This window comes from Atopobium sp. oral taxon 416 (assembly GCF_018128285.1).
Classification (GTDB): Bacteria; Actinomycetota; Coriobacteriia; order Coriobacteriales; family Atopobiaceae; genus Olsenella_L.
Genome location: NZ_CP072380.1, coordinates 1247989 through 1263952 on the forward strand (window position 1 = coordinate 1247989; position 15964 = coordinate 1263952).

Here is a 15964-nt window from a genome sequence, read left to right on the forward strand (position 1 = left end):
TTATGCCTGTACAGAAATCAATTGTCATACTAGGATTAGGCTTGACCGGAGGGGCAGTGGCGAAGTACTGCGCCGAACGGCTCGGCACCACTGTTTCATCTGTCACGGTGATCGGCGGGGCGGCCTCAAAGCCGGGGAAGCTCTCTTGTGAGCTTGAGAACCTAGGCTGCACCGTGAAGCTCGGCACCGAGCAGATCGAGGGGCACTTTGATCTGGCAGTGGTCTCGCCGGGCATCTCTGAGTTCTCTGGTTTCTTTGCTGAGGCAGAGGCGCACGCCGATGAGGTGATCGGGGAGCCTGAGTTTGCCTACCGGCAGAGCCCGGAGCACTGGGTCGCAATCACCGGCACCAACGGCAAGACGACTACGACGAGCCTCTCTACTGCGTTGCTGCACGCTGCCGGCATGAAGGCTGAAGCGGTTGGCAACATTGGCACGATCATTACAGGCAGACTCGACGAGCGTCCGGCAGACTCCTGGTTTGTGGCAGAGCTCTCGAGCTTCCAGTTGGCTACGACCAAGAAGCTGCACCCCCATGTGGCGGTGCTGCTCAACATCACCCCCGACCACCTCGAGTGGCACAAGACACTCGAGAACTACGCGGCAGCCAAAGAGAAGATCTTCCAGAACCTGACGAAAGATGATCTGGCGATCATCTCGGTCGACGACGACTACTCCCGGGCCATCTGTGAGCGCGTTGCGGCGCGTGGTATCCGGGTATGTGAGCTCACGGTCCAGACCGAGCCTGATACCCCCTACGCGGCCTTTTTGAGAGGCTCTGAGCTGATCGTGCGGCGTGCCGGGGAAGAGCAACACATCTGCACGCAGGATGAGCTTTCGATCAGAGGTCTCCACAACGTAGAGAATGCGTTAGCGGCTTCTGCGCTCGCACTTGAGCTGCACGTGGGCTTAGATGCAATCAGATCCGGTCTTTCCACCTTCAAGCCGCTCGAACACCGTATCGAACCCTGCGGCGAGGTTAACGGGGTCCACTTTGTGAATGACTCAAAAGCTACCAACACCGATTCGGTCCAGAAGGCGCTGACCGCCTTCAAGCCGGGCCACATCATTTTGCTGTTAGGTGGGCACGATAAGGAGACGCCCTTGACCGATCTAGCCTGCGACGTCGCGAAGGACGTCCGCGTGGCGGTGTGCTATGGCGCAGCGGGGCCCCGTATCGCTGAGGCGCTGCAAAACGAGCATTCAGATACGCTTACGGTGGTGGAGAAGCCCCACATGCACGAGGCGTTCGATAAGGCAGTAGCCGTAGCCAAAAGCGGTGACACGGTACTGCTGTCCCCTGCCTGCTCCTCCTTTGATGAGTTCCACAACATGGCAGAGCGCGGACGGGCCTTTAAGTCCTATGTAGCTGACCTTATTGCAAAGACGAGGGAATAGAAGGAATGGCGTACGCGAGCCAACAGGCACACTCACAGACACAAGCCAGATCAAGAATACGGAGCAGAAGAGAGAGGCGTGAGCGTACCATCATGGGTAGGCCCGCGCGTTTTATGCGGCCGATGATCCTTGTGATCCTGGTCGCGGGAATTCTTGCAGCCTTCGGGCTCATGATGATCTATTCGTCCTCCTCGATCGTGGCGATGTCGTCGGCGGACTACAACAACGATCCGGCGTTCTTCCTGAAGAGCCAGGCGCGCAACTTGGTGCTCGGCGTCCTGATCGCGTCTGTGATTGCACGGATCGAATACCACGACTTGGCCCGGCGGTTTACGTTCTGGTTCTGGCTGCTGATGATGGTCCTGCTTGTTATCATACAGACCCCGATTGCCGGCAGCGATATGTACGGCGCAACCCGCTGGATCTCGATCGGCGGCTTCTCGCTGCAGCCTTCTGAGTTCGTGAAGCCGCTTCTGATCGTGACCTCCGGCATGATCTTTGAGCAGTACTTTGAGGAGCGCTCGACCAACTCAAAGGAGTTTTTGATCCAGCTCGCGATCTTTGTCGCCCTGCCGCTCTTCTTCGTCGTGATCCAGCCGGATAAGGGCACGACCCTGATTATTATCATGACGATCATCTGTATGCTCTATCTGGCAGGGGTGCGCGGTAAAACGATCGGCGTCCTGATCGCAATTGGCTTTGCGCTCTTCCTGCTCCTGTCGCTGCGTGATTCCTACTCTCTGGCGCGTATCCAGACGCTTCTCAACCCCTGGGGCGACCGCTACCGTTCGAGCTATCAGATGATCGAAGGCTGGTACGCCTTTGGGTCCGGTGGCCTCTTCGGCACTGGCATCGGCTCCTCGCATCAGAAGTACGCGTATCTGCCGATGGCGTACAATGACTTTATCCTCGCAATCGTAGGCGAGGAGTGTGGCTTTGTCGGCTGCGTCGGTGTTCTTGTGGGCTTTGTAATTTTGCTGATCCAAAGCTTCAAGATCGGCAATCAGGCTCCGGATCTGCTGGGACGCCTGATCGCCTGTGGCAGTGCCTCGATGCTTGTGATCCAGCTGCTGGTCAATATCTGCGGTGTGCTGGGCATGATCCCGCTGAGCGGCAAGCCGGTCCCGTTTCTGTCCTACGGCGGATCCTCCATCATCTCCACCTGCATGCTGGTGGGTCTGATCATCTCGGTGTCGCGCTCCTCAATGATTGCGAGAGACGAGCACGACCGTGCCCGGGAGACCTTCCACGTGACTGATGGCCCGGGAGCAGGCCGTGGGGCTGAGGCGCAGAAGGGCTACCGCGTCTCAAGTGCCTCCTTTATGGTGCTCCCCGGCGGAGCCTCTAATCAGCTGCACAGCCGCCGTGCCTCTTCATCTGACGTCCGTAACAGCGCAGGACAGGGGTACTATAGTGGAGGGAGTGGGGTGTCTGCGCCGACAGAAAGGCGTGAGCGCCCTGCGCGACCGAGGCTGAACTCTAAGGTAGATGCTGGGTACAACCGCCGCAGGAGGGACGCGCGCGATCCCCGTCGGCACACAAGGAGGAGATAACATGGCGCTCAAGGTTGCCATCGCTGCTGGAGGTACCGCGGGGCACATCAATCCCGCGCTCGCGCTTGCGGAGGAGCTGAAAGACAGAGGGGACGAGGTCAGCTTCTTCGGCCAGCCGAACCGCCTCGAAGCCACCCTGGTTCCTCAGGCTGGTTTCCCCTTCTTTGAGACCCACATCACCGGCTTTGACCGTGCCCGCCCCTGGACGCTGGTCTTCGCACTCGTACGTATGGAGCATGCGGAGAAGCAGATCGCAGAGTACTTCGAGAAGGTTGGCAAGCCGAACGTCGCGGTCGGTTTCGGGGCTTACGTGGAGATGCCGCTCTTGCGGTGGTGTCACGCGAACAACGTGCCGGTCGTGATCCACGAACAGAACTCCGTGCCAGGCCTTGCGAACAAGAGCTGCGCGCACTTTGCGGCAATCGTATGCCTCTCACTTCCGGCAGCGAAGGACGCCTTTCGAAAGGACATCGGGCCGGAGACGACGGTGATGGTGACGGGGAACCCGGTGAGGAGGTCCGTGATCAATGCCTCCCGTGAAAAGGGACGGGACGACTTCCAGGTACCGCAGGACGCGGAGATGCTCTTGGTCTTTGGAGGCTCGCTCGGGGCGCGCCATCTGAACAGTGCGGTTGCGAATATGAAAGACGAGCTTTTGAGCCGCAAGAACCTCTACGTGATCCACTCCACCGGCAGGCAGGACTTCGACGCGGTGAAGGAGCACCTGAACCTCACTGCGCAGGAGCAGAAGCGCTACCACATTATGCCCTACATCGACTCGATGGGTGAGGCGCTGGCAGCAGCTGATGCGGTGATCTCCCGTGCAGGGGCGTCCTCGATCGCAGAGATCGCGGCGCTCTGCGTCCCGAGCATCCTGGTCCCGTATCCGAAAGCGACTGCAGATCACCAGACGATCAATGCGCGCTACCTTGTGGACCACGGGGCCGCGAAGCTGACCCCCGACAGCGAGATCGACGGCGAGGGATTCAAGCAGGAAGTCCTGCACCTGATCGACCACCAAGAGGAGCGCGAAAAGATGAGAAAAGCGGCCCATGGATTGGGTCAGGCCCATGCTGCCTGCGCACTTGCTGATGCGGTGGAGATGGCGCAAAGCAGCTAAAATGGAGAATCGGCAAAAACGCTGGTTTGAGGGAAGGACGAACGATGGCAGAAAAGATGCCCAAGTTTCATAGTGCTCACTTCATCGGCATTGGCGGCGCAGGTATGAGCGGTATCGCGTTGGTGCTGCATGAGCGTGGCTGTAGGGTAACGGGGTCGGACTTGAAGGCTTCGCGCTACGTGCGAGAGCTTGAGAATGCTGGCATCCATGTCTATGTGGGGCATCACGCCGACACGATCGACAAAGAGAACCCGGATGTGGTCGTTGTGTCCTCCGCAATTCCGGAGACGAACCCGGAGCTGGTCCATGCCAGACAGCTTTCGATTCCGGTGTGGAGGCGCGCGCAGATGCTCTCTGCCCTCTCAGATGGGGCCAAAACCATCGCGGTCGCGGGTACCCACGGCAAGACCACGACCTCCTCGATGATCGCCACGATGCTCGACAAGATCGGGATGGACCCCTCGTTTTTGATCGGCGGAATCGTCGAAGATTACGACACCAACGGTAAGAACGGCAACGGTGGCTACTTCGTCTGTGAGGCGGATGAGTCCGATGGGTCGTTTCTCTATCTGCACCCCAACATCTGTGTGATTACCAACATCGAGGCGGACCACCTCGACCACTATGGTACCTTGGCCAACATCGAGAAGACCTTCTGCGAGTTTATGAACCTCGTGGGCGATGCTGGCACGATCATTATCTTCGGAGACATCCAACACCTGGTTGACCTCGCGCACTCGACCGGTCGCCGCGTGATGACCTACGGCTTCAAGGACACGAACGACTACGTCTGCACCCCGCAGGGCAGCCACCATCAGCTGGAGTCTCACTTCATTGTCAAAGCTCCAGGCGGAAAGAGCGAGCACATCTCGCTACATGCCAACCCAGGTTGCCACAACATGTTGAATGCGACCGCGGCGATGGCAGTAGCGGATGTGATCGGGGCAGACCTCGATAAGGCTGCGACTGCGCTCTCCGCGTTCAAGGGAGTCCGCCGCCGTTTCACCCATGTGGGGGATATTGACGGTGTGACGGTGATCGACGACTACGGCCACCATCCCACTGAGATCAAGGCGACGCTGTCTGCGGCAGCCGATCTCGAGTTTAAGCGGATCATTGTGGTGTTCCAGCCGCACCGCTACAGCAGGACCCAGGCGCTCAAGGATCTCTTCGCGCAGGCCTTTGACAAGGCGGACACCCTGCTTGTGATGGATGTCTTCTCTGCCGGGGAGATGCCAATTCCGGGCATCTCAGGCAAGACGGTAGCGACTGAGGTCCAGGAGCACGGCGACGTCGATCAGGTTGAGTACATCCCCAACCGCAAGAAGCTGATCGCACGGCTCGTCGAGATAGTGAAGCCGGGTGATATGGTGATCACCCAGGGCGCCGGCGACGTCACCGCTATGGGCCCCGCCTTTATCAAGGCGATGAGAGAGCGTGACGAAGCGAAGAACGAGCCAAAGACTGACTGAGCAGTGAGCGTATGAGAAGGAGCTGAGGGAGCGCACAATGACGCAACGGAGAAAATCAGAGAAGCGCAAGCCGACTCCGCGCGGGGTGTCGCCACTCCCTCAGTCTGAACGCGTGGCCAAGCGCAGAGCCCAGGAGGCCGCCCCGGGTCGCACAGCCAGAAAACCGAATACCACAAGTGCAAAAAAGCCGGCTCAGCGACCGGCAGTCCAGTCCCGTAAGGCTCAGGCACAGAAGCCTCAGGCCCCTAAATCTGAAGCGGTTCGTAGAGTTGCTAGCAAGACCAGCGATAGTGATAAGACCACCTATATCCCAAAACATGAGCGTACGCTGCAGCATGCGCGCACAGGGAGCAGGCAGAGTGCCCCCAACCGCAAGGAGACCGCCTCACAGATCGGCCATGGGATCAAGATCGTCATCTCTGTCGCTGTCATTGTCTTCATTGTCTATCTCATCCTCAGAGTGAGCCCTACCTTTACCATTACACAGGTGGTTGCGGATCCTACGGACCATATCTCTCAGGAAGAGATCTCAGACCTTACGCAGGTTCCGTCAGGTTCTACCTTGCTGAATTTCGATGAGGACAAAGTGACCTCGGAGCTAAAACAGAATCCCTGGGTGGATTCTGTCGACTATGAACGGGACTTTCCACATACCTTAACGATTCACATTAATGAACGCCACATCGGAGCACTTGCCGTCCTGAATTCGGGATCTGCAGCCTGGTATATTGCCGATGACGGAACCTGGATTGAACCGGCGCAGCTCGATAAGTCCCAGGGACAGACGAGCGAACAGGCGGCTTTGGCGCTGGCAAGCTCTCAACAGTGTGTCGTGATCAAGAATCTACCGGCCTCGGTACAGCCCCGGTCGGGCTCACAGGCGAATGATGAGACGATCGATGCAGTCTCCACCTTCCAACACGATTTTTCCTCTGATTTCGCCGCACAGGTCGTGAGCTACTCGGCCAATTCGACGGCGAGCCTGTCCTGTGTGCTGTCCAATGGGGTAGAGGTGTCGCTTGGGTCAGCCAACAATATCTCAGAGAAGGAAACCGCGATCGAGACCATCCTGGCTAGTCATGCCGGCAAGGTTACCTATATCAATGTGCGGATCCCGTCCAACCCTTCATATAGAAGTGTGGACTCTGATCAAATCGGACAAGGTAGCGGTACGCTGGGAGGCCAATCGCAGAGCACTACGAATGCGGCAAAGCCCAACAACAGTAGCTCCGATTCCTCTGCTTCAGCGTCACAGAGCTCAGGGGATTCATCGTCCTCCTCATCCGGATCAGGCACGCAGAGTGGTTCCAGCACTGCACGTGGCTCCTCCGATGCCTCTGCATCCCAGGGATCTCAGGCGTAGCAACTGTTGCACTGTTTGGGTGAGGGTAGAGCAAAGCCTCAGGGTACTTGAAGGTTCTTAAACCTTCTATTGACAATGTACAAAACTTTAAGCTTCAAGAAGAGCCTTAAACTTTTTAATGAGCATAAAAATAGACGTTTACCTGGGCGATTCACATTTTTTACAAAAGGGTTGACGAGAGTGGCCGAAATGTGCAAGTATACGTCGCTTTAGATAACACGTTGAGCTGAACTTGAGGTTTAGGGTTGTTGAAGCCTCGAACTTGAGGATTTGCCCTGACGCAGGCATAAGCGATACGGCAAACATGGGCACTACCGGATATGGCGGATACGTCAACCGTCGCCTAGCAAGGAGGAACATTCTATGACCGACAATGACATCTCATCCAACTACCTTGCAGTGATTAAGGTTGTGGGAGTTGGCGGCGGTGGCACCAACGCTGTCAACCGGATGATCGAGGAGGGGATCAGAGGCGTTGAGTTCGTCGCAATCAACACTGACGCACAGGCGCTTGCGATCTCTGACGCAGATATCAAGGTTCACATCGGCACCGATATCACCAAGGGCTTGGGAGCAGGTGCTGACCCAGAGGTTGGTGAGCAGGCTGCCCAGGAGAGCAAAGACGATATCAAGGCCGCACTCGCAGGCGCTGATATGGTCTTCATTACGGCTGGGGAAGGCGGCGGCACCGGCACTGGCGCAGCCCCGGTTGTCGCGGACATCGCAAAGAACGACGTGGGCGCTCTGACTGTCGCAATCGTCACGAAGCCGTTCACCTTCGAGGGACGCCGTCGTGCGACTTCTGCTGCCAGCGGCATCGAGAAGCTCGCTGAGAACGTCGACACCTTGGTTGTCATCCCAAACGACCGTCTGCTCGACCTCTCCGAGAAGAAGACCACGATGCTCGAGGCGTTCAGCATGGCCGATGAGGTCCTGGCTCAAGGCACCCAGGGTATCACTGATCTGATCACGGTCCCGGGTCTCATCAACGTCGACTTTGCAGACGTCACGACTATCATGAAGGACTCCGGCTCCGCAATGATGGGCATCGGTATCGCCTCCGGCGACACTCGCGCAGCAGACGCTGCCGAGGAGGCGATCTCCTCACCGCTGCTTGAGACCTCCATTGATGGCGCGACGAGGGTCCTGCTCTCCATCGCCGGCAACAAGGATCTGGGCATCCAGGAGGTCAACGACGCCGCAGATATCGTCGCTAAGAACGTCGACCCTGACGCCAACATCATCTTCGGCACCGTCGTCGACGAGTCGCTGGGCGATCAGGTCCGCGTCACTGTTATCGCAACCGGCCTCGACGACGCGAAGAACAACCCGGCAGGCTCCCACGATGTGGCACCGGCCTCGACGTCTCGTCGCTCGGGTTCCTCCCGTACCGCAAACCGCGGTGCCGCTGCCCGCTCTACCGGCGCAGCCAACCGCACGCCTGCTCCGAAGAACCAGGGTTTTGATATCCCTGACTTCCTGAAGAACAGCCGCATTTAGGATTGTTCGCAATGGATACGCCTACGCTTGAACAGGTCACACACCGTGGGGTGAGCTACCTCACAGCGCCAACGCTTTCGGGCTCGGTGCGCTTCGGCTTTACCGAACGTACCGGAGGCGTATCCCAAGGCGCCTTCCGTTCCTTGAATCTGGGAGAGCGCTGCGGAGATGCGCAGACTGCGGTCACTGAGAACCGCCGCCGTGCGCTTGCGGCACTGGGCGCCGAGGACCTGCTCCCACGCCTGGTCAATCCGAAGCAGGTGCATGGCTCGAGGATCTTGGTGGTCGATTCAGCTGAGCCTCAACAACTCCGTGCGGTGAGGTCGCAGGCGCGGAAGGGGGCAGACGGAATCGTCTGCACCGCCCCCGAAGTGCCGGTGCTTCTGTGCTACGCGGACTGCGTTCCGGTGGTATTAGTGGCGCCCCACGCGTTTGCAGCCCTCCATTCAGGATGGAGAGGGACGAAGGCCCGCATCTCCCAGGTGGGTCTCACGACGCTCTGCCGTGCGGCGCGCGTAGAGGTCAGCGAGGTCCGCGCCTATATCGGGCCGCACATAGGCGGTGCCGATTACCAGGTTTCCCAGGGGCTGCTCGATGGCTTTGTGGCGGATTTCGGGGAGTCGGTACGTCGCGAAAACCGGTGCTTGGATCTGGGAGCGGCTATTACGGTAACGCTTCTGGAAGCAGGGATGAAACGTGATCAGATCGTCGACGCGGGTATCTCGACCGCAACCAACACTGACCGGTTCTACTCCTATCGGGCCGAGCACGGGACCTGCGGTCGCCATGGTGCGCTTGCCTATATCCAGGCAGGGGGGCACTGTGCGATGGGATAGCAACAAGAACAATTCAGGAAGTTTTCCTGTTCTTGTCCGAACAGTGAAATTTTCTAAAGGATTTTCTAAGAAGGTTCATTCCTTCTTTAAGTTCTAAAGGATTTTCTAAGAAGGTTCATTCCTTCTTTAAGATGGGCACGAAAATATAGTGCCTGTATTTTGGCGAACAACCCTCAGGCATGCTACTAGGAGGACACACAGATGAGCTTTCTCGATAAGTTCCGCAATCGCTTTTCTCATGATGATGACTACTATGAGGACGACGATGCGTACGATGATGACGAATATTTAGACGAGGTCGACGATGAGCCGGAGCCGCGCCGCCACGCTGCACATACCAACAACGCAGGCCGTGAGGGGAGCGGTGTCTTAGGCAACACCCCGCGCCCGGAGGCAGAGTCGGTTTCGGTCTACACGCGATCCGGACGCCCGGTCGGCTCCAACGAGCGTGCCGGCTATACCCCGCGCCAGGCGCAGCAGAGCGCTCCTACCCCAAGCTCATCGAGCTATACGTCGGCGGCCTCTGCCCCTGTCTACAACAACGACACGGCCCCGGCCACCTCGTATGCCAACAACGCGAACTACTCCGCTCAGTCTCAGAGCTATGGGGGACCGGCACAGCAGGAGCCGGTCCCCGAACCACAGGAGCAGCGCGTCAACTCCGGACAGCTTCCGCCTTACGTGCTGAAGCCGCAGGAGTATGAGGACGTACAGATGGTGATCCGCCGCGTCCGTACCAACCAGCCCGTGATCCTGGTGCTGAACGATACCGAGGGTGCGGTTGCACAGCGCATTCTGGACTTCAGCCTTGGCCTTGCCTGTGGCATCAAGGGCAAAGTGCAGGCGCTCTCCAATGAAGTCTTTGCGGTGCTGCCGGCGAGCCTGAGCCTGTCCGATGCGGATATCGAAAAGCTGATTTCCACCGGAGACCTGAAGAGATAGCAGGAGTTCATAGAAGTGCGCATTGCTAACGTTATCGATTCCCTGTTTTATTTCTATGAGATTCTGATCATCGTGTGGTGTCTGATAAGCTGGATCCCGAGAAGGTCGGGCAGCGTCATTGACGATATCGCCTCGGTGCTCGACAGGATCGTAGGACCCTACCTGAGGGTCTTCCAGCGCATCATTCCTCCCGTCGGCGGTATCGATTTTTCGCCGATTATCGCGGTCTTGGTCTTAGGGCTGATCAAAAGGCTTATTGTAAGGGTATTGGTATAGTTGCTAGTGTTGTTAATAACGGCTAAGGTGCGTACACTGACGCACATAGAAAGGTATTGAGATGGCTATCACACCCGCAGACATCGAACAGTTGACATTCTCCCCGTCCAAGCACGGCTATGACACTGAGGAGGTTGACTCTTTCCTAGAGCAGCTTTCCAGCGAAGTTGACGCGATGCTTCAGAAAATCGCCGACCTCAAGAGCAGACTCAACAGCGCAGAGCATGAGCTCTCCGCTACCCAGTCACAGGTCCAGAACCTGGAGCAGCAACATCAGCGGGATCTCAACCAAGCGAAGTCTGCACAGCTGCCGCAGGCGACGGCTTCTGCCGACCAGATCTCCCGCGTCATGATCGTGGCTCAGCAGAGCGCTGACAAGATCGTCGCTGACGCTAAGGAGTACGGCGAGCAGGTTAAGGATGAGGCAGACCAGAAGGCCCGCGACATTATCCGCCAGGCACTTAATGAAAAGCAAAGCGAGATCGACGAGACCGAGCGTCTCAAGAAGTCCCTCGAGGACTTCCGTAAGTCCTACAAAGAGCTGATCCAGCACTTTATGGACGACGCCGACGCAGTCTTCCCGTCTTCAGATGATGATCACGCATCCTCGAGTGCCAGCGTCTCTGAAGCAGCTGACAACAGCTACAGCGCGCCTGCGGCTTCTGCTGATGTAGATAACAGCCAAGACAACGATCAGGCGGACGACAATGTGGGTGCAGACGACAATGCTAACCCCGATGAGACCGTCCTCACTGACCAGCCTGCCTACCATGCAGGCATCAACGTCGACGACCTCGACTAATCGCATCTAACATATATAAGCGATCTAAAGGGCCTTACAAGTGTATGGCCCTTCTGTTGTATGGCCCTTCTGTTTTAGCTTGGCAGTTTCTGTGTGTGCTGGGCGATCATGGTACAATGGATAGGAGCGAAGTGGGCCGGACAATCGCGGAACCTACATGTGAGGTTATGAGGAAAGTCCGGGCTCCACAGGGTGAGAAGCTGGCTAACGGCCAGGCGGGGTGACCCGACGGAGAGCGCCGCAGAAAAGAAGACTCCCACTGCCTCTTTGAGGTCAGAGAAAAGCTGAAACGGTGGTGTAAGAGACCACCAGCGTCGTGGCGACACGGCGGCTTGGTAAGCCCCTTCTGGAGCAAACACAAATAGGGATGCGATCGTGTGACCCGCACGGCATCCGGGTTGTGCGCTTGAGGGCACCGGTAACGGTGCTCCTAGATAGATGATTGTCCTCGACAGAACCCGGCTCATAGGCCCACTTCGTGCAACTCTGAAAATAAGGATTACGAGCCGTGGTAACTCAACAATCTTTTATGACATCGAAGGCCGGTACCAATCCAACCGCAGAGTACCGTGAGAAGAAGTCACGCTTCATCGCAAAGCTCGCGCACGTCGAGACACTCGACGAGGCGAATGCTTTTATTGCGTCAGTAAAAGCGGAGCACCCCGCTGCCCGCCATCACGTGCCTGCCTGGGTCCTCTCCGGCGGGCAGACCCACTCTTCGGACGATGGGGAACCACATGGGACGGCAGGCATGCCGATACTGCAGGTGCTGCATGACAGTGGCCTGCGTGACGTCTGCTGCGTCGTGACGCGGTACTTCGGGGGTATTCTGCTCGGGATCGGAGGCTTGGTTCGGGCGTATGCCACAAGCACTCAGGAAGCGATTGAGCAGGCGCGAGAAGATAACCTGTTGGTCGAAATGACAGAGGTTGTCGACGTGACACTCACCGTTCCGTATGCCAAACATGACATGGTAATTCATCTGCTGGAGATGGGCGGCGGATTGATACAGAACCAGGACTACGCCACTGAGGTGACCGTAGCCGCGCGTTTTCGGGCGGGGACCCAAGACCCAACCCTGCAATCCATCACTGAACTGATGCAGGGAAAGAAGATCTACATAGTAGGAAAGCCACACTTTGCCTTGCTTGGATAAGTGGTAGGGATCAGAACTGCACATCCTGTTGGTGCAGCCAGTCGGTCAAATTCCGGGAATCGGTGTAGCGGTGGGCAGCCATGCCGGCGGCTTTGGCGCCCACGATGTTGTCCTCTTTGTCGTCGATAAAGGCGCACTCTTCCGGTTTCAGATAGAAGCGCTCACAGAAGTAGGTACAGAAGGCCGGATCCGCTTCACCATCTTATTGAACGCGGACGCCATCCACCCATCGATGTTCTTAGAGCAGAAGATCTATGCCATGATCCTAGGGAAACGATGATTAATGCCCTATGACGTGCCAGAGGGGACCGACCACACGACTTTTCGCGGCCGGAATGCGGGAAAGGCAGGGAAGGATGCTCATCCAGCACGTGCAGGAGCCGCTATCCTGGCATTTGTCCTGTCCCATGCACCGCAAGAAAGCTCCAAGACAGATCAAGCGACGCTGAGAGCCGGGATAAGGAAGGGATGCTCTACCTTTGAGCGGATGGATGCCTTCCTGAACTCGATGCCCTTCTCGGACAAGAGTGCACAGTCAAGGCCCTCTCTAGTCGAAGGCTTTCTTAGCAACGCTTTAGCGCATAGATGAGAGGCGTGGGTCTTTATGCGTCCTTAAGGGCGCTTCGCTATACCTATATAGCCTAAAGTCTGCATAGCAGAACCTGTCATCCTCCCTTACGAGTGCATGTGCCACAGGATATGTCGGTTCCGTCAATAGTCTTTCGTACTTTCTCCAGCTGGGGTCCCGTCCCGGTAGTCGAAGCTAGCCTTTTTGTTTCTTGAGCACCTCCCTCTCGTCCCATCCGTTCAACAGGTCGGTGTCGAGGTAGCGCCTGGAGCCCCAGCCGCCCTCGGCCACGTACTTGCACCTCGCCGCCGCCAGCATCACGGCGGCGTCCCCCGCGGGGAAGCTCCCGCATCCTTAAGTTCCCTCGTCTTAAGAGAGCGAACATGACCTAAAGCAGGCTACATCCTAAGCTTTGTCTTTGCACCGCGCACATGCCTGACAAGAGCCTGTCAGTGGTAGCTGGGTTTCACCAGTGCAATCCAGCTATCCCACACAACGATTGCATCCATTTGCTCCAGGTGTGCCTCTCGCCTGGTCTTTCTCCTCAGACCTTAGGATGTAAGGTCCTAAAAGCTCATCTATCTGCCCATATCTTCCTTTTGGATATGCAGGAATGCGTGGATGTAGCTATACCATATCCAGAAGACAGATAGGCATCTATGTGGGTATGGGCACTGCGTGGTTCGAGACATTTTGAGCCGGTGGCATACAGCGTGTGGTCCCACTGACCTCATCGAGGCGAATCAATCATCGTTTCCCTAGCAATGAGAATTCACTAATGAGAGTTGATGGGTTAACAGGCCTTGGGTATCGGTGTTAAGGTGAGGGAAATGGCGCACAAGGCGTAAGGCCTCATGCACATAGAAATATCAGTAGGCATGACTGTGGACAGACCCTGTTCATGGTCATTGTTTGTGTATGTGAGGGTCCTGTGGCATGCGTCCGGAGGTGGATTGATGGAAAGCAATAAGAGAGCCGCTCTCGTGCTTGAGGGCGGAGGTTATAAGAGCATCTTTGAGGCCGGTGTCCTCGATGTCTTTATGGAAAACAACATCTATACCGATTCCTTTGCAAGTATTTGGGGTGTCTCGGCGGGCTCCCTCATGTCCGTGAGCTATCGCTCACGGCAGATCGGCCGCTCGATGCGTATCATGCTTGCGCTGCGCGATGACCCGAGAATGATGTCGATGAAGACCTTCTTTGAGACCGGCAACTATTTTGGTACGGACTTCATGTACAATGTGGTCCAAAACCAGATCGATCCCTGTGATCTGGATACCTTTGTGAAGGACACGACGCCCATGTACTTCGTGGCCACCGATGTGTCATTTGGGACTCCAGCATACTTACGCAGCAAAGCAGAGATGTCGGATACCGATAAAGCACGGGCCTCGGCCTCGATGCCCGTCCTCTCGACGATGGTTGAGGTTGACGGCCATCGCTACCTCGACGGTGGATGCTCAGATGAAATCCCTTTTGCTGCCGCATTGGGACTCGAAGGGGCCTCGAAGGTGCCGAACAGAGTGCCTGCAGAGAAGGCTGTGGTGGTGCTTACCTCAGACAAAACGTATGTCCATGAGGGAACGCTTGAAGATTTTGCCCTGAAGACCCACCAATACGATGGGTATCCCTACTTTGAACAGGATCTTGCTACACGGGCGGATCGTATCAATGCCCAACGGAAACAGCTCAAAGAGCTTGCAGATACAGGCAAGGTGATTGTTCTGATGCCACCCGAGCCGGTGAATGTAAAGACCGCTGAGCATGAGGGGCTGCCGTTGCTGAATCTCTACCTGGAGGGACGTCGAGAGACTGAGAGGCACCTCGAGGAGATCCGTGAAATTCTGTAGCGGTTGCATACAGAAACAGAGGTAGGCTGCACTAACCGGTGCTTCCGGTTATAGAATCTCGACAGAAGGGTGTCTGAGAAGGCAGATTGTCAAGCTGAGTGCAACAGTTCCCTAAAGACCTCGTTGGCCGTCCTGTATTTCAGGACCTTCCTCGGCCTGTCGTTGATCATGCCGAATACGCGCTGTACCTCATCATCGGTGAGCTTGGAGAAGTCCGTGCCCTTAGGGGAAGAACTCACAGATGAGGATATCGGTGTTCTTAGCAGTGGGCTTCTGCGGTGGTGGGGATGGCAGAAGTAGAACTGGACACCGCCGAGCCTGTCGCTCACCTCCGCACAGGGGGCAAACTACTTGCCGCGCTCAGGGGTGATGGTCTTGCGGTCACGGCCTAACAGAGCCGTGAGCTCGACCTCGTGTGCGCGGCGGCCTTGCCACCTACGAGTAGCCGCGACTCAGCGATCCGCGATTGTCACCAGGCAGGGCCCTCCCGGCTTGCCGACGAGCGTGTCGTCTGCCCCGTCACCGAGCCTTAAGCGCTCGTGTGCCTGCTTGGGCCTCTCTGAGATGCCGCAGGAGACCTTGATCTTGCCTCTCCTCTCCTTGTGTTCCCTGTGCGTGCACTTCCCCTTCCTGTACAGATGGCGGCGGAGCTGGTCCTGTGGGGGCGCACCGGGGATATCGAGCTCGCCTGAGCCGACGAAGCGCTAAGATGTGTGTAGTGGCGCATTGCTCCCTGACTTGCGACGTTGATTGAGACAACCAACATCGTAGCCTTCGGAGGTGCGCCATGACCTTTGCCTGGCGCTATTCTGTTGCACTCAGAATGCTAATCTGCCCACGGAAAACCCTCCAGTGCCAACTTCGACCAGGGATCGCTCCTCTCCGCCGCAACGTATAAGGGCCTGCTGGCTTGTTGAAACATCTGCCAGAGCATGGAAGTGGGTCGACAACGCTATCGTAAAAGAGATGATCTAGAAGCCTCAAGAGTGAGTGCGTGAGGATCAACGAGTACAAAACGCTCGGCGAGCTCAAGAAGGCTCATCGCGGGCTACAGTAAGCAGTACAACAACGAGCGGCTCCACCAGCTACTTAGCTACGAGACGCCCCTCAAACTGGTATCGCTTAGGGC

The 15964-nt window shown here is 57.0% G+C and carries 16 protein-coding genes and 1 other RNA gene; 13 read left to right on the forward strand and 4 right to left on the reverse strand.

Features of this window, described 5'->3' with window-relative positions; all coding sequences use genetic code 11:
• Positions 1-2 precede the first annotated feature (2 nt).
• The 12 genes from murD to J4859_RS06785 all read left to right on the forward strand — a co-directional run bounded on the left by murD (position 3) and on the right by J4859_RS06785 (position 12417).
• Positions 3-1397, forward strand: coding sequence for a UDP-N-acetylmuramoyl-L-alanine--D-glutamate ligase (murD, locus tag J4859_RS06730; RefSeq protein WP_212334494.1), 1395 nt, complete (start codon positions 3-5; stop codon positions 1395-1397).
• A 92-nt stretch (positions 1398-1489) separates the two neighbouring features.
• A complete protein-coding gene (locus tag J4859_RS06735) occupies positions 1490-2950 on the forward strand; it encodes an FtsW/RodA/SpoVE family cell cycle protein (protein WP_212334496.1) in 1461 nt (486 codons plus the stop codon).
• Position 2951: 1 nt separating this feature from the next.
• The gene (gene murG / locus J4859_RS06740) at positions 2952-4070 is read left to right on the forward strand and encodes an undecaprenyldiphospho-muramoylpentapeptide beta-N-acetylglucosaminyltransferase (RefSeq protein WP_212334498.1); all 1119 of its coding nucleotides are present in this window, start codon (positions 2952-2954) and stop codon (positions 4068-4070) included.
• 44 nt (positions 4071-4114) lie between these two features.
• Complete coding sequence (gene murC / locus J4859_RS06745; RefSeq protein ID WP_212334500.1) at positions 4115-5542, forward strand: UDP-N-acetylmuramate--L-alanine ligase; 1428 nt, start codon at positions 4115-4117, stop codon at positions 5540-5542.
• Between the two features lie 37 nt (positions 5543-5579).
• A complete protein-coding gene (locus J4859_RS06750) occupies positions 5580-6905 on the forward strand; it encodes an FtsQ-type POTRA domain-containing protein (RefSeq protein WP_212334502.1) in 1326 nt (441 codons plus the stop codon).
• A gap of 363 nt (positions 6906-7268) precedes the next feature.
• Positions 7269-8405 (forward strand): cell division protein FtsZ, encoded by a 1137-nt coding sequence (ftsZ, locus tag J4859_RS06755; RefSeq protein WP_212334510.1) that lies wholly within the window; start codon positions 7269-7271, stop codon positions 8403-8405.
• A gap of 11 nt (positions 8406-8416) precedes the next feature.
• Positions 8417-9241, forward strand: a complete 825-nt coding sequence (locus J4859_RS06760) for a polyphenol oxidase family protein (RefSeq protein ID WP_212334512.1) — start codon at positions 8417-8419, stop codon at positions 9239-9241.
• Between the two features lie 201 nt (positions 9242-9442).
• Positions 9443-10183: a cell division protein SepF gene (gene sepF, locus J4859_RS06765; protein ID WP_212334514.1), complete on the forward strand. Its 741-nt coding sequence runs from the start codon at positions 9443-9445 to the stop codon at positions 10181-10183.
• A 15-nt stretch (positions 10184-10198) separates the two neighbouring features.
• Positions 10199-10459: a YggT family protein gene (locus J4859_RS06770; RefSeq protein WP_249113788.1), complete on the forward strand. Its 261-nt coding sequence runs from the start codon at positions 10199-10201 to the stop codon at positions 10457-10459.
• A 61-nt stretch (positions 10460-10520) separates the two neighbouring features.
• Positions 10521-11261, forward strand: a complete 741-nt coding sequence (locus tag J4859_RS06775; protein WP_212334516.1) for a DivIVA domain-containing protein — start codon at positions 10521-10523, stop codon at positions 11259-11261.
• 128 nt (positions 11262-11389) lie between these two features.
• Positions 11390-11743: RNase P RNA component class A (gene rnpB, locus J4859_RS06780), an RNA gene on the forward strand.
• A 47-nt stretch (positions 11744-11790) separates the two neighbouring features.
• Positions 11791-12417 (forward strand): YigZ family protein, encoded by a 627-nt coding sequence (locus tag J4859_RS06785; protein ID WP_212334518.1) that lies wholly within the window; start codon positions 11791-11793, stop codon positions 12415-12417.
• A 10-nt stretch (positions 12418-12427) separates the two neighbouring features.
• Here the strand turns inward: J4859_RS06785 and J4859_RS17630 are convergent, their stop codons facing one another.
• The 3 genes from J4859_RS17630 to J4859_RS16875 form a co-directional block, all read right to left on the reverse strand.
• Complete coding sequence (locus J4859_RS17630; protein ID WP_371812235.1) at positions 12428-12568, reverse strand: hypothetical protein; 141 nt, start codon at positions 12566-12568, stop codon at positions 12428-12430.
• Between the two features lie 284 nt (positions 12569-12852).
• Complete coding sequence (locus J4859_RS16870) at positions 12853-12987, reverse strand: hypothetical protein (protein ID WP_256436849.1); 135 nt, start codon at positions 12985-12987, stop codon at positions 12853-12855.
• 193 nt (positions 12988-13180) lie between these two features.
• A complete protein-coding gene (locus J4859_RS16875; protein ID WP_256436850.1) occupies positions 13181-13306 on the reverse strand; it encodes a hypothetical protein in 126 nt (41 codons plus the stop codon).
• Between the two features lie 635 nt (positions 13307-13941).
• Here J4859_RS16875 and J4859_RS06795 point away from each other — a divergent pair.
• A complete protein-coding gene (locus J4859_RS06795) occupies positions 13942-14835 on the forward strand; it encodes a patatin family protein (protein ID WP_212334520.1) in 894 nt (297 codons plus the stop codon).
• A gap of 89 nt (positions 14836-14924) precedes the next feature.
• On the opposite strand, the gene J4859_RS06800 is transcribed toward J4859_RS06795, so the two are convergent.
• The gene (locus tag J4859_RS06800) at positions 14925-15074 is read right to left on the reverse strand and encodes a hypothetical protein (protein WP_212334522.1); all 150 of its coding nucleotides are present in this window, start codon (positions 15072-15074) and stop codon (positions 14925-14927) included.
• Positions 15075-15964 lie beyond the last annotated feature (890 nt).

Excerpts from the sequence above, each read along its gene's own strand:
- murD (WP_212334494.1), top strand. The coding sequence starts at position 3 with ATGCCTGTACAGAAATCAATTGTCATACTAGGATTAGGCTTGACCGGA.
- J4859_RS06735 (WP_212334496.1), top strand. The coding sequence starts at position 1,490 with ATGGGTAGGCCCGCGCGTTTTATGCGGCCGATGATCCTTGTGATCCTG.
- murG (WP_212334498.1), top strand. The coding sequence starts at position 2,952 with ATGGCGCTCAAGGTTGCCATCGCTGCTGGAGGTACCGCGGGGCACATC.
- murC (WP_212334500.1), top strand. The coding sequence starts at position 4,115 with ATGGCAGAAAAGATGCCCAAGTTTCATAGTGCTCACTTCATCGGCATT.
- J4859_RS06750 (WP_212334502.1), top strand. The coding sequence starts at position 5,580 with ATGACGCAACGGAGAAAATCAGAGAAGCGCAAGCCGACTCCGCGCGGG.
- ftsZ (WP_212334510.1), top strand. The coding sequence starts at position 7,269 with ATGACCGACAATGACATCTCATCCAACTACCTTGCAGTGATTAAGGTT.
- J4859_RS06760 (WP_212334512.1), top strand. The coding sequence starts at position 8,417 with ATGGATACGCCTACGCTTGAACAGGTCACACACCGTGGGGTGAGCTAC.
- sepF (WP_212334514.1), top strand. The coding sequence starts at position 9,443 with ATGAGCTTTCTCGATAAGTTCCGCAATCGCTTTTCTCATGATGATGAC.
- J4859_RS06775 (WP_212334516.1), top strand. The coding sequence starts at position 10,521 with ATGGCTATCACACCCGCAGACATCGAACAGTTGACATTCTCCCCGTCC.
- J4859_RS06785 (WP_212334518.1), top strand. The coding sequence starts at position 11,791 with ATGACATCGAAGGCCGGTACCAATCCAACCGCAGAGTACCGTGAGAAG.
- J4859_RS06795 (WP_212334520.1), top strand. The coding sequence starts at position 13,942 with ATGGAAAGCAATAAGAGAGCCGCTCTCGTGCTTGAGGGCGGAGGTTAT.